Raw genomic sequence first — 12279 nt, 5'->3', positions numbered from 1 at the left:
GCCGCATCGGTGATGCGGCCGGTCCATGATGCTTACTTGACGGCGCGGACGCGCTCGACGAGGTCCTTCATCTTCGGATCGGTTACGAACTTGTCGTAGACCGGCTGCATGGCGGCAACGAACTCATCCTTGTTCGGCGTGATGATGTTCGCACCCGAAGCGCGGATCTTTTCCTCGGCAGCCTTTTCACGGGCCTGCCACAGCTCGCGCATCTTGCCGACCGATTCCTTGGCCGATTCCCGCAGGATCTTCTGGTCTTCCGGCGTCAGCTTGTCCCAGGTGATCTTGGAGATTGCCAGGATTTCCGGGGTCAGGGAGTGTTCGGTCAGCGTATAGTTCTTCGCCACTTCGAAATGACGCGACGATTCATAGGAAGGCCAGTTGTTTTCGGCCGCATCAACGACGCCGGTCTCCAGAGACGAGTAGACTTCACCGAAAGGCATCGGCGTCGGGTTGGCACCGAAAGCCTCCATCATCGCGATCCAGAGATCGGATTGCTGAACGCGCACCTTCATGCCCTTGAGATCAGCAAGGCTGGTGATCGGGGTCTTGGTCGAATAGAAAGAGCGGGCGCCGGAATCGTAGAAGGCCAGCCCGATCAGGCCATGCGGTTCGAAGGCGGCCAGGACTTCGTCGCCAATCTCGCCATCGACCACCTTGTGCATGTGTGCGGTGTCACGGAACAGAAAGGGCAGGCCGAAAACGACGGTTTCGGGAACCAGGTTGTTGAACGGCGCGCTGTTGACGCGGTTCATGTCGATGACGCCGAAGCGGGTCTGTTCGATCGTGTCCTTTTCGCTGCCAAGCGCGGAGTTGTTCATCACCTGGATCTTGATGCGGCCGTTGGTCTTCTGCGAGACCAGTTCACCCATGAACTTGACGGCTTCAACCGTCGGATAGCCATCCGGGTGGATGTCGGCAGAACGCAGTGTGATTTCCTGGGCGAAGGCAGCGCCCGCACCAAGGGTGAGCCCCATCGCGAGGCTTAGCATTGCGGCAGTCTTCATTGTTCATTCCTCCTCTTTGATTGAGCCGCCGAAACCTCCCGTTCCGGCGGATTGCAGTTCGGCAATCAGCCTTCTGGCGGTATGCCGAAAAGTTCTTGGCTGTTCTCCACCAGTGCCAGATGGCGTGCGGCGTCATCGGGCAGCCAGCCGAGTACGGTGTCGGTGAGCGCGGCATCGTCAGGATAATCGGCCTGCGTGCGCGCAAGATTGTGCGGCCAGTTGGAGCCCCAGACGATCCGCTCGGGCGCATGGGCTGCAATCGAGCGGGCAACGGCCGCAACATCGGCAAAGTCCGGGCCGCCGGTCTTTGATGATTCATAGGCGCCAGCGAACTTGAACCAGCAGCGACCGCCATCGATCAGCCGCTTGGTGGCCTGAACCTGTGGGCTGTCGGGCGTGACGCCGCAGAAGAACTTGCCGTGATGGTCGAGGACCCAGCGCGATTTCAGTTTCGAGAGGCGTTCCTCATAATCCAGTATGGCGCTGCCATCGAACTGGATGGCGATCATCCAGTCCCGGCTGGCGGCAATCGCATCCACTTCTTCAAGCTTCGTGAGATTGGCGGCTCCACCCGGCAGGTTCATGATCCGTGCGCCGCGAACGCGTGCAGCCGAAAGACGATCGAGCTCCGCTTCGCTGGTCGTCGCATCGACAGCCGCGATGCCCCAGGCGATGTCGCCGAAATACTCAAGGCAGGCAATCAGATTGGCGTTGTCGAGTTGATGCGCCATGCCCTGCGTGACAATGACCCGGTCGATGCCGATCCAGTCCATGAACTTGCGGTATTGCTCCGGCGTTGGCAGATCACCTGCCGGAAGCCCCGGCCCGCCCGCAACCGCTGGAAAGGCGGGCAGGTAGGCATGCATCTGCGTATCGATCGCGCCTTTCGGCAGGGTGATCGCAGGCTTGCGGCCGGAAAGGGTGCGGATCAAGCTCATGCCTCGTCCTTCATCTTGAATTCCTTCAGGGCATCCCGATTGATCTCGATCCCGAGCCCGGGCGCATTGGGAATGGCCACCACACCGTTCTCGTGTTCGAGCGGGGTCTGGATGACCGCCTGGCGGAAGGGATTGTCTGTTCGATCGAATTCCAGGATTGGCTCGATCGGATTGACCCGCACCGGATCCGGCACCATTGCGGCGATGAACTGCAGCGCCGCCGCGATATGGACGGCGGTTCCCCAGACATGCGGAACCACACGCACACCATGCAGCGCGGCGAGATCCGCCACGCGCTTGGCCTCGCTGAACCCGCCGACGCCGGCGAGATCCGGCTGGATTATGTCGATCGCGCGGGTTTCAATGGGTTCCTTCATGCCCCAGCGACTGTGCCAGGTCTCGCCACCGGCGACCGGTATCGGTTGCTTGGCGCGCACTTCGCGATAGGCGCCGAGCTGTTCCGGCACCACCGGCTCCTCGAACCAATCGATGCCGTATTCGGCCGCACGTCGACCGAATTCCACGGCTTCCAGAACGCCGTAGCCATGATTGGCATCCGCCATCAGGCGCATTTCGGAACCGGCAGCGTCGCGTGCAGCCCGGATGACCCGCAGATCCTCTTCGATGCCGAAGCCGACCTTGATCTTCGACGCGTGAAAGCCCTGTGAGCGATAAAGCGCGATGTCGGTGGCATTGTCCTCGACCCTGTCGACGCCGTCGCGCTTGAAACTGCCTGTCGCATAGGCCTTTACGCTTTCCCGGAACCGACCGCCGAGCAGCATCGAAACGGATGTACCGTAGTGCTTGCCCTTGATGTCCCAGAGCGCAATGTCGATGCCCGAAAGCGCAGTGACGGTGAGCCCTCTTTGGCCCTGGTCACGAAGCGCATTGTAGAGAACCGCCCAGATCTTCTCGGTCTCCAGCGGGTTCATGCCGATCAGCCAATTGCGATAGGCTGCGACGACAGCCGCATTCGGACGAGCCGGACCGAGGCACTCGCCCCAGCCCGTCAATCCGTTGTCGCAGATGATCTCCACAAGCACATGGGCCCGCCGATCAAAGCGCATGGAAGCGCTCTGGAACGGTACGGTAAGCCTGTGCTCAAGAAGATGGGTGCGAACCTCGGCGATCTTCATCTGGACAGCTCCTTTGCTCAGCGCTTCCAGGGGGCGATAAGGTTGGCCAGCATCTCGTCCTCTTCAGCCGTCAGATCGTCGAGGGGAGGGCGCACCTTGCCGGCGGCAAAGCCCTGAAGACGAACGCCAGCCTTGACGGCAGACACGGCATAACCCTTGCGACGGCTGCGGATCGCCATGAACGGATAGAAGAAGTCCTTGAGGATGGTCTCGCAGCGCTCGCGTTCTCCGGCGCGCAATGCCTTGTAGAAATCGACGGCAAGACCGGGAACGAAGTTGAAGACGGCAGACGAATAGGTCGTAAAGCCGGCGCCGAGATAGGCTTCGGCGAAGAGTTCCGCCGTCGGCATGCCGCCGAGATAGGTCAGCCGATCGCCCATGGTCGCGGTGATCTGGCGAACCAGACCGATATCGCCCGTTCCATCTTTGAAGCCGATCAGGTTTGGGCACTCATCACACAGGCGCTTTAAGGTCTCGACCCCGAGCACCGAATTGTCCCGGTTATAGACCATGACGCCGATCCCGACCGACTGGCAGATGCGCTTGACATGCTGATACATGCCCTCTTGCGGCGCGTCGATCAGGTAATGCGGCAAGAGCAGAATACCGTCAGCGCCGACCTTTTCCACGGAGCGCGCGATCTCAATTGCGACCTCAGTCCCGTATCCGCAACCGGAAACGATTGCAGTCTTGCCGGCCGCTTCCTTGGCTGCGGCAACCACGCGCGGAACCTCCGAGGGCGTCAGCGAGAAAAACTCCCCCGTTCCGCCGGCCGCAAACAGCACGGGTGCGTCGAAACCCGACAGCCACTCCACATGCTCTGCATAGCTGTCGGACTTGAAATTTCCCTGATCGTCGAAATGCGTGACAGGGAAGGAGAGCAGGCCAGCGCCAAGCGCGGCCTTTATGTCTTGCGGCGTCATAATCGAATGTCCTCTCTTGGCCTCCTCCGGCCAAGTTGTCATACGTATTAACAACGCCTATGTCAAATGTTATCGTACAGGTTGACGCTGTTCTCGGAGAAGCGCCCGGTAACGCGCCTGACTGCCCCGCAAATGCCGGCGCATCGCATCCCGGGCCGCATCTTCGTCGCCCATGGAGATGGCTTCGACGATATCGGCATGTTCGGCGTCTATGAGACGAAGATAGGCGAGCTGATCTTCCTCGCTATCCTCGTCGCGCAGGGCGGCGCGCGGGATAACGTTTTTGCCGATCATGGCGAGAAATTCGCGAAAACGGGGGTTGTTTGTCGCCTCAGCGATGGCGAGGTGCAAAGCAAAGTCGGCATCGGTGGTGGTTTGTCCCGCCTCCAGGCAGGCGCGCACAGCATAGTGCCGCTCTAAAATGACCTCTTCCTGGGCGGGGGATCGACGCAGCGCCGCCAGTCCGGCCGCTTCAACCTCGACGGCCGTCCGCAGTTCGAGCAGTTCAATCATTGAGGAAACCCGAACAGGATCGACGCTGCCGATCAGCAGCGGTGCTGGCGACACCTCCTGTTGCGCAAGAACGAAAACACCGGCTCCCTGCCGGGCCTCGACGAGCCGATCGGCGCGCAGCGAGGCAATCGCTTCCCGCACAACGGTTCTGGAAACGCCGTGAGCTTCAGACAGTTGCGCTTCGCTGGGTAGCTTGCTGCCCGGGGGAAATTGGCCACCACCGATGGCCTTTCGCAGCGTGTCGCCGAGTTTTTCCACGAGGGTTCCCGAGCCCGCTTCGCTCCGCAGCTGAAATGCCATTCGCGCTCCCCCTCCCTGTTGTTAACCGCACCCTATCATGATTAATCGGTTAGGTTTTGTCAGCCTGTTGCTCCCAAGGTTTACGATATTGACCGGGTCTGGGCAACCTGTATGATAAGTTTAGTTGATACATCATGGAGGAAATTCGCGTGAAGAGACTGTTGCTGACAGGAGCTGCCGGAGGACTTGGCAAGGCGATGCGTGGGCGCCTGAAGGGCTTGGCAGACACTGTCAGGGTCTCGGACATCGTCGATCTCGGGCCGACCGCTCAGCATGAAGAGGCAATGGTGTGTGATCTCGCGGATCGGGCATCCGTTGATCGTCTCGTGGAGGGCTGCGATGGCATCATTCATCTTGGCGGTGTCTCCGTTGAGGACAAGTTCTCCAAGATCATGAGCGCCAATCTGCTTGGTCTTTATAATCTATATGAGGCCGCGCGCGCGAACGGCATGCCGCGCATTCTATTCGCCAGTTCCAACCATACGATCGGCTTTTATCGTCAGGATGAGTATCTCGATCATGAGGTACCTCTGCGTCCGGACGGTCTCTATGGTGTATCCAAATGTTTCGGTGAGGCGCTCGCCCGGATGTATTTCGAGAAATTCGGCCAGGAAACGGCTCTGGTGCGTATCGGCAGCTGTATGGAGAAGCCGAAGAACCACCGCATGCTCTCCACTTGGATGAGCTACGATGACTTCCTGTCGATGATCGAATGCATCTTCCGCGTTCCGCGCCTCGGCTGCCCCGTAATCTGGGGCTGCTCGAACAATGACTCCCGCTGGTGGGACAATTCCCATGTCTCCTATCTCGGCTGGCAACCGAAGGACAATGCGGAACGTTTCCGAAGCGAGATCGATGCTTCCGTTCCAAAGCCCCTGCCTGGGGACGCCATCGCGATCTACCAGGGTGGCCCCTTCGTCAACGATCCGATCTTCGCGGAAGATTGATTGCAAAAGTTCCCATGTCACTTTTCGCCAGGCACTCAAAGGGTGCTTGGCATCTCCTGATCGGGTCTTCTGTGCGCGCCTGACTTGGCTTGAGTATCAAGCCGGTGGCCGATTCGGTTGCTCCCTGCCACAGGTGACTTTCTTGCTCTAGAGCAGAAAGTCCGTCATCAAAGCATAACCCGTTATGCCTAAGCGCTTTGGAGATTTGGTTTTATCATTTTTCGCTCATCCATCATATCCTTAAAATCAAATTCTCGGTGAAGGCAATAGCTATTGCAGACTATAGGCAGTGAGATTGTCGCATTGATCCCATAGTCAGAAAATATACTAAGTAATTTTTCCTTGGCCTGGCGAACACTGTCGGTGTCATGTGATTGATTTTGCGATTCTTAGTCCGAAACCAATTGGTAACGGTCGTGTTAGCGCTTCCAGAATGGAATTACTATTAGTATTTAGGGCGGTATTTGATGCAAATCTCAAATAAAGATTTTATTTTCGTACAAGTAATTTTAAATGAGAAAATAAACACGATAACTTTGAACAAATCATAAAATAATGTAAATATTTCATAAGCAAAAAACTCAAATAAAAGACATAAAATAAATATTAGTGAATAATTAATTTTTTTTCATTTAAATATACATATGATATAATTGAAAACACAAAACTATTACATATTTTGGTTCAGAAATATGGTTGGGTTAAAGTCTGAAAATTAAAGTAAATTTCTATCTAAATTTGAGCTCTAGCTCATATTCCGAAGAGATCAAAATTGGGTGCATTTTTTGAACAGCCTGAATCGGCTTCCCAGCCGAGGTTTGACTGATATATAAAGCCGATCATGAAAGATTTGCGTGGGGCACACCGTTGTTTACCAAAAAGACATTAATCACTGCCTTGTACACTTCGGCAGCTTTTGCCATCGCGGCGATATCGCCGGCGAGCGCCATGTCGTTGCAGGAAGCGATTCAGAAGGCTCTGACAACGAACCCCCAGATTTCGCAGGCGGTCGAAAACCGCGAGGCGGTCGAGTTTGAATTGCGTCAGGCGCGTGGCTTATATCTGCCGTCTATCGATCTCGAGGCGAGTGTCGGACAGCGTCGTCTGTCGAACAACAGCACGGGAACGCTGACGCGCGACTACGAAAATTTTAACTCGTCCGAAGTCGGTTTGACCGTGACGCAGCGCCTCCTGGATGGTGGTGGCCGCCGGGCTCAGGTCGATCAGCAGGCCTCACGTGTCGATGGCGCATCCTTCCGGGTGCTGGAGCGTTCCGAAACCATCGCGCTCCAGGTGGTGCAGGATTACCTTGAGTATATCCTGCAGACGAAGATCGTCGGTGTCGCCCAACAGAATGTGTCTTTCCACAATGGCATTCTTGCCGACATCAATCAGGGCATCTCCGGCGGTGCGCTGACTGAGGTCGATGCAGTACAGGGCCGCGAGCGTCTTGCGGCCGCGCAGGCTCGTCTGCGTGAAGCCAAGGAAGAGTTGGAGCTGACCAAAATCCGCTTCCTGAAGACGGTCGGCGAGCCAATCGTGAATGCAAAGGTCCCAGCTTCTGTCGCCAAGTCCCTGCCGCGCAACCTGCAGGATGCGATCGCTGCTGCCAAGGCGAACAATCCTCGCATTTACTCGGCCCGAGCCGACATCGATGCGGCTGATGCCGCAGTCCGTGCGGCGCGATCCAATTACGCGCCGACGCTGGACCTCGAAGGTCGCGCAAGCGTCGGTAATGACGTTGGCTCCAGCCAGGGCAATACTAATGACGTCCAGGTTCGTCTGGTTGCTCGCTGGAACCTCTATCGTGGTGGTATCGACCAAGCCCGCGAGCAGGAGCGTATACGCCGCGCCAGCGAACAGCGGTTTGCATCGGACCAGGTCCATCGTGAGATCGAGGAGTCGGTGCGGTCCGCTTGGAACGAGCGCAGCAGCCGTGGCGAACTCGCGCAGATCCTGAATTCGCAGTCGTCGCAGAACGCCCAACTGGTGTCCTCCTACAGCGAACAGTTCAAGATCGGCCAGCGCTCATTGCTGGATGTTCTTGATGCGCAGAACACGCGTTTCAACACCAGCATCATTGCTGAAACGGCCCGCGTCGCAGCACTTTTCGCCGAATACAAGATCTTGGCTGCGTCGGGCTCGCTGCTGAAGACCATGAACGTCAAGCCGGTTAATGAAACCGACGCTTATGCACGCAACGAATTCACCGTGAAGACAACCCCGAATGGGGCTTATGTCGAGCGGGACTCGCGGCAAAAGGCGGGGATTCCGATGGACCTCCTGGCGCCGCTCCAATAAACGCCCATCCGATAGGATGACATGTTAAATTCCTGGACTGAATCGGCGGGCACTCGTGCCCGCCTGAGCTTTCGTGCGTCCTTCAAAGCTGTGGCGACGTATTACGGTCGTCCCAGCTCAGACACCGTGTTGTTTTCGGGACTGCCGGACGAAATCGTCGAATCTCTTGAACTCGATGACGTCGAGCATGTTGCCGAGCGCATCGGTCTCCAAGTCATTCAGATTGGCGAGCGCGCGATCCGTGAGAACGACTTTGATTGTCCTGCAATCGTCGTTCTGAAGGACGGCGGTACGCTGTCTCTTCTGGAGGTCACAGACGATGGCGTTTACACCCTGGACGTCCGCGACGCGACGACGTCGACACGCCTGACTCATAAGGAGCTTATGGCGCTCGCGCCCGATTTCGGATTCTGCTTCACGCTCTACTACCGAAACGACAGTGAAGAGGCGCTGGTTGGAAGCGCCGATGAGATCGAGCAACGGCATTGGCTCGTGCGCGCGCTCATGCCCTATTGGCGTACCTATATTCGCGTCATTGTCGCGGCCCTCTTCATCAATCTGATTGCATTGGCTTCGCCGCTTTTCACGATGAACGTCTATGACCGCGTTCTGCCGAACAAGGCGATCCCGACGCTTTGGGTTCTCGCGGTCGGCATCATGCTGGCCTATCTCTTCGATTATCTCTTGAAGGAAGCGCGAGCGGCTCTCATTGATCATGCCGGTCGAAATGCCGATCTGCGCTTGTCACAGATGATCTTCGACAAGGTCCTGAATACCACGCTGGCCTCCCGTCCGATGTCCACGGGCGAATACGCGAACCGCGTGATGCAGTACGAGTTTGTCCGTGAGTTCTTCACGTCGAACACGATCGGCCTGATGATCGACACAGCCTTCGTCTTCATCTTCTTGATCGTCATTTATCTGATCTCAGGCTGGCTCGCGATCATTCCGGCCATCGCCCTGATCCTGTCTGTTGCCATCGGCCTGCGGGCCCAGGCTCAGATCGGGCATCGTATGGCCGCCGCCGCCAATGAGGCATCAAAGCGTCAGTCGCTTCTGGTTGAGACGATCTCCACCATCGAAACGCTGAAAAGCCTGCGCGCGGAAGCGACGATGCTGCGCCGCTGGCAGGAGCTGATGAAGCATTCGAGCCGGACCAGCGAAGAGATCAAGCACATCTCCACGAATGCGATCAACCTCACGACATTGATACAGCAGATCGTCGGCGTATTGATCGTCATTGCCGGCACCTACGAGTTCTCCGAGGGGCGTCTCGCAATGGGGGCGATCGTCGCGACCGTGATGCTGGCGAGCCGCGCCGGCGCACCGCTCGGTCAGATCGCCATGACGCTTGCCCGCTTCCGTCAGGCGACACTGTCGCTCCGCATCCTTGATCAGGTCATGGAGCAACCGGACGATCGACCTTCGACCGTTGGCTTCGTCAATCGTGAAATCAAGCAGGGCGGCTTCAGCTTCCAGGACGTCAGTTTTCAGTATCCGGGCTCCGATCACCCTGTGATCAACAAGCTGTCGCTGACCGTGGCCCCCGGAGAGCGGGTGGGCATCATCGGGCGTATCGGATCGGGCAAGACGACGCTAGGGCGACTGCTCGACGGCCTTTTCGTACCGACGGAAGGGCGAGTGCTGATCGATGGCGTTGATCTTCGCCAGTACCACATGTCGGAGGTTCGCTCGGCCGTCGCCATCGCAGGCCAGTCCTCGGATCTCTTCTCGGGAACAGTCAAGGAGAACCTCCTGATCGGTCGGGCAGATGCGACTGACGAGGAACTGCTTGAGGTTTCACGAATGACGGGCGTTGAAGAATTCGTCTCGCGCCACCCCCGTGGCTTTGACATGCCGGTCGGAGAGCGCGGTTCCAACCTGTCGAGCGGCCAGAAGCAGGCAATGACGATTGCCCGTTTGCTTCTGACCAAGCCGAAGATCGTCTTCCTCGATGAGCCTTCAGGCGCGATGGACTTGGCGAGCGAGCGTCATCTGATCAATCGCCTGTCGACCGCCTTCGACAGGAACACGACATTGCTGGTCGCGACCCACCGCTTCACCATGCTGGATATCGTCGATCGTCTGATTGTCCTCGACAAGGGCCGTATCGTCGCTGACGGACCGAAGAAGCAGGTCATTGAGGCCATGCAGAACAAGGGTGTGAAGCCATGAGCCGCCCCGTTGCCGATACACCGCCATTCATGGCTCGAATGATTGTCGCACTCGTTGCGGCACTGATTGTGATCTTCCTGGCCTGGGCCGCAATCGCCGAGATTGACGAGATCGCCAGGGGCGAAGGTAAGGTGATCCCTGTCTCCAAGACGCAAATTGTGCAGTCTTCAGAGGCTGGTGTGGTCGAGACCATTGCTGTCCAGGTGGGGCAGGTGGTGCGTCGGGGAGAGCTAATTGTTCAGTTGAACAACACCATGACCGAGGCCTCACTCGGTGAGTTTGTTGCCAGGGCACGAGCCCTGGGAGCAAAGATTGCGCGTCTGGCCCTGGAAGAGGCCGGTTCCTATGATGTCGAATTCGTCTGCCCGCAGGAAGTCCAGGCAGTCGCTGTTCAGGTTTGTGAGAACGAAGAGCGGCTGTTTGCAGCCAACAAGGCTGCCTATCTGAACAAGGCGGGCGTCTTGCGCGAGCGGGTGCGTCAGCGCGAGAACGAACTGAGCGAAGCCCAGGCCAACATCGTTCGTCTCGAACAGAATATTGCACAGTCCACCCGCCAGTATGATCTCATGAGCCCGCTCGCCAAGCGGGGGCTGGTCGCCCAGACCGAACTGATCGGACTGGAGAGAGAGCTGACCGATCAGCGAGGCCAGATCACGGTTTATCAGGAGAGCCTGGAACGCCTGCGCGGTGCTGTCGAAGAAGCCCGCCTTCAGGTCGAGGAACTTGCTCTGCAGTTGCGCCAGCAGGCGCTGACGGAAAAGGCGCAGACACTGGCCGAGCTCTCGGTGATCGACGAAACGATCCGCGGCGCCACGGATCGCGTCAGCCGAACCGACATCCGCTCGCCGGTGGATGGCATCGTCAACACGCTGGAAGTCAACACCATCGGTGCCTATGTCGATCCGGGCACAGTCGTGGCGGGCATTGTGCCAACTGCTGACACGCTCCTGGTGGAAGCCAAGATATCACCGCGCGACGTCGCTTTCGTGACCCGTGGGCAGAAGGCAATCGTGAAGGTGTCCGCCTATGACTTCTCGATCTTCGGTGGCCTTGAAGGCGAAGTCACGAATGTCTCGGCTGACAGTATCGTCGATAAGGAAAAGGGTGAAACCTTCTATCTCGTGCAGGTCAAGACCGACAAGTCCGAACTGATCCGGGACGACAAGTCCTATCCGATCATTCCGGGCATGGTCGCCACAGCGGAGATCATGACGGGGCGCAAGACCATTCTCAGCTATCTCATGAAGCCGATCAACAAGGCGCAGTCCGTCGCCTTGACTGAACGGTGACCCATGGCTCTCCCCGATCGCCAGTCGGGTGTTTTCGAGCAGGCGGATCTCAGTCCGGCTGCAATGCGCCGCATCGAAGAGAACGATGCGGAGCCAAAGTTTCGGGCAATCCTAGGCAAGGGCGGCACTCGCAGGGGCATTCGGCTTGAAAATGTCTACTGGGACGGTCTGGCCTGGCTTCTCGGCGGATCGCGTCAGTCTTTAGGCGACGTCGTGGACCAGGCGGCCGAGCAGGTTGGTGACAACAGCAATCTCGCCTCAATGCTGCGGGTGATGGCATTTCGTTGGATGTGGCGGCGGCTGGCGCTCACGGAAAACGTCTATTCCCTGGAAAATCTCAATGCTCTGATCCAAGCCTGCCCGACGCCTGCAATCGTCCTGACACGCGACAGGAAGATTCAGTTCTTCAACGAGTCCTTCATGGCGATGCTGAAGCAACGGCTGGTTCTTGGTAACATCGCACAGCTTTCGGCTGGGTTCCGTTTCGTGCTGGACACCCAGGTGGATGAAGCGCTTCAGGCCCTATCAACGCGTGGAAAGACGATAACCACGGGTTTCACCGCGACCTGTGCCGGCAAGCAGCTTACCGGTCAGATCAACCTTGCAATGGCCCCCAGCCATCAAAAGCAAATGGTCATCGGCTACGTCGTGCGCGGCTGACACGTCGCTGAAACAGGTGGATACAAGGTCTTCCTGACAAAAGTCTCCTAACGGAGAGACGCAACAGTGTGCAACTCCAGCAACGATGCG

The 12279-nt window shown here is 57.7% G+C and carries 10 protein-coding genes; 5 read left to right on the top strand and 5 right to left on the bottom strand.

Annotated features, from left to right (window positions below):
• Window positions 1-32: 32 nt before the first annotated feature.
• From AC1PUL_RS15150 to AC1PUL_RS15130, 5 genes are all read right to left on the bottom strand, one after another.
• Window positions 33-1007, bottom strand: coding sequence for a TRAP transporter substrate-binding protein (locus tag AC1PUL_RS15150; protein WP_480464972.1), 975 nt, complete (start codon window positions 1005-1007; stop codon window positions 33-35).
• Window positions 1008-1072: 65 nt separating this feature from the next.
• Window positions 1073-1945 carry an amidohydrolase family protein gene (locus AC1PUL_RS15145; protein ID WP_480464971.1) on the bottom strand — a complete coding sequence of 291 codons (873 nt, stop codon included), beginning with the start codon at window positions 1943-1945 and terminating at the stop codon, window positions 1073-1075.
• Window positions 1942-3081 (bottom strand): mandelate racemase/muconate lactonizing enzyme family protein, encoded by a 1140-nt coding sequence (locus AC1PUL_RS15140; RefSeq protein WP_480464970.1) that lies wholly within the window; start codon window positions 3079-3081, stop codon window positions 1942-1944. The genes AC1PUL_RS15145 and AC1PUL_RS15140 overlap by 4 nt, the downstream gene beginning before the upstream one ends.
• A 17-nt stretch (window positions 3082-3098) precedes the next feature.
• Window positions 3099-4004 carry a 5-dehydro-4-deoxyglucarate dehydratase gene (gene kdgD / locus AC1PUL_RS15135; RefSeq protein ID WP_480464969.1) on the bottom strand — a complete coding sequence of 302 codons (906 nt, stop codon included), beginning with the start codon at window positions 4002-4004 and terminating at the stop codon, window positions 3099-3101.
• Between the two features lie 69 nt (window positions 4005-4073).
• Window positions 4074-4817, bottom strand: a complete 744-nt coding sequence (locus AC1PUL_RS15130; RefSeq protein ID WP_480464968.1) for a FadR/GntR family transcriptional regulator — start codon at window positions 4815-4817, stop codon at window positions 4074-4076.
• A gap of 149 nt (window positions 4818-4966) precedes the next feature.
• Between AC1PUL_RS15130 and AC1PUL_RS15125 the strand changes: the two genes are divergently transcribed.
• From AC1PUL_RS15125 to AC1PUL_RS15105, 5 genes are all read left to right on the top strand, one after another.
• Window positions 4967-5764 (top strand): NAD-dependent epimerase/dehydratase family protein, encoded by a 798-nt coding sequence (locus AC1PUL_RS15125; protein WP_480464967.1) that lies wholly within the window; start codon window positions 4967-4969, stop codon window positions 5762-5764.
• A gap of 948 nt (window positions 5765-6712) precedes the next feature.
• On the top strand, window positions 6713-8065 hold the full coding sequence (locus tag AC1PUL_RS15120; RefSeq protein ID WP_480464966.1) for a TolC family outer membrane protein: 1353 nt from the start codon (window positions 6713-6715) through the stop codon (window positions 8063-8065).
• Between the two features lie 21 nt (window positions 8066-8086).
• Complete coding sequence (locus tag AC1PUL_RS15115; RefSeq protein ID WP_480464965.1) at window positions 8087-10240, top strand: type I secretion system permease/ATPase; 2154 nt, start codon at window positions 8087-8089, stop codon at window positions 10238-10240.
• The gene (locus AC1PUL_RS15110) at window positions 10237-11529 is read left to right on the top strand and encodes an HlyD family type I secretion periplasmic adaptor subunit (RefSeq protein ID WP_480464964.1); all 1293 of its coding nucleotides are present in this window, start codon (window positions 10237-10239) and stop codon (window positions 11527-11529) included. The genes AC1PUL_RS15115 and AC1PUL_RS15110 overlap by 4 nt, the downstream gene beginning before the upstream one ends.
• Before the next feature lie 3 nt (window positions 11530-11532).
• Complete coding sequence (locus AC1PUL_RS15105; protein ID WP_480464963.1) at window positions 11533-12189, top strand: ribbon-helix-helix domain-containing protein; 657 nt, start codon at window positions 11533-11535, stop codon at window positions 12187-12189.
• The last annotated feature ends 90 nt before the right edge of the window (window positions 12190-12279 follow it).

It is taken from the genome of Rhizobium sp. P43 (assembly GCF_056730705.1).
The sequence above is the reverse complement of the archived record's forward strand: the minus strand, read 5'-3'. Positions and strand labels throughout refer to the sequence as shown.

What these genes read in the sequence shown, in the direction of transcription:
- AC1PUL_RS15150 (WP_480464972.1), bottom strand. Translation starts at nt 1,007, where the DNA reads ATGAAGACTGCCGCAATGCTAAGCCTCGCGATGGGGCTCACCCTTGGT.
- AC1PUL_RS15145 (WP_480464971.1), bottom strand. Translation starts at nt 1,945, where the DNA reads ATGAGCTTGATCCGCACCCTTTCCGGCCGCAAGCCTGCGATCACCCTG.
- AC1PUL_RS15140 (WP_480464970.1), bottom strand. Translation starts at nt 3,081, where the DNA reads ATGAAGATCGCCGAGGTTCGCACCCATCTTCTTGAGCACAGGCTTACC.
- kdgD (WP_480464969.1), bottom strand. Translation starts at nt 4,004, where the DNA reads ATGACGCCGCAAGACATAAAGGCCGCGCTTGGCGCTGGCCTGCTCTCC.
- AC1PUL_RS15130 (WP_480464968.1), bottom strand. Translation starts at nt 4,817, where the DNA reads ATGGCATTTCAGCTGCGGAGCGAAGCGGGCTCGGGAACCCTCGTGGAA.
- AC1PUL_RS15120 (WP_480464966.1), top strand. Translation starts at nt 6,713, where the DNA reads ATGTCGTTGCAGGAAGCGATTCAGAAGGCTCTGACAACGAACCCCCAG.
- AC1PUL_RS15115 (WP_480464965.1), top strand. Translation starts at nt 8,087, where the DNA reads ATGTTAAATTCCTGGACTGAATCGGCGGGCACTCGTGCCCGCCTGAGC.
- AC1PUL_RS15110 (WP_480464964.1), top strand. Translation starts at nt 10,237, where the DNA reads ATGAGCCGCCCCGTTGCCGATACACCGCCATTCATGGCTCGAATGATT.
- AC1PUL_RS15105 (WP_480464963.1), top strand. Translation starts at nt 11,533, where the DNA reads ATGGCTCTCCCCGATCGCCAGTCGGGTGTTTTCGAGCAGGCGGATCTC.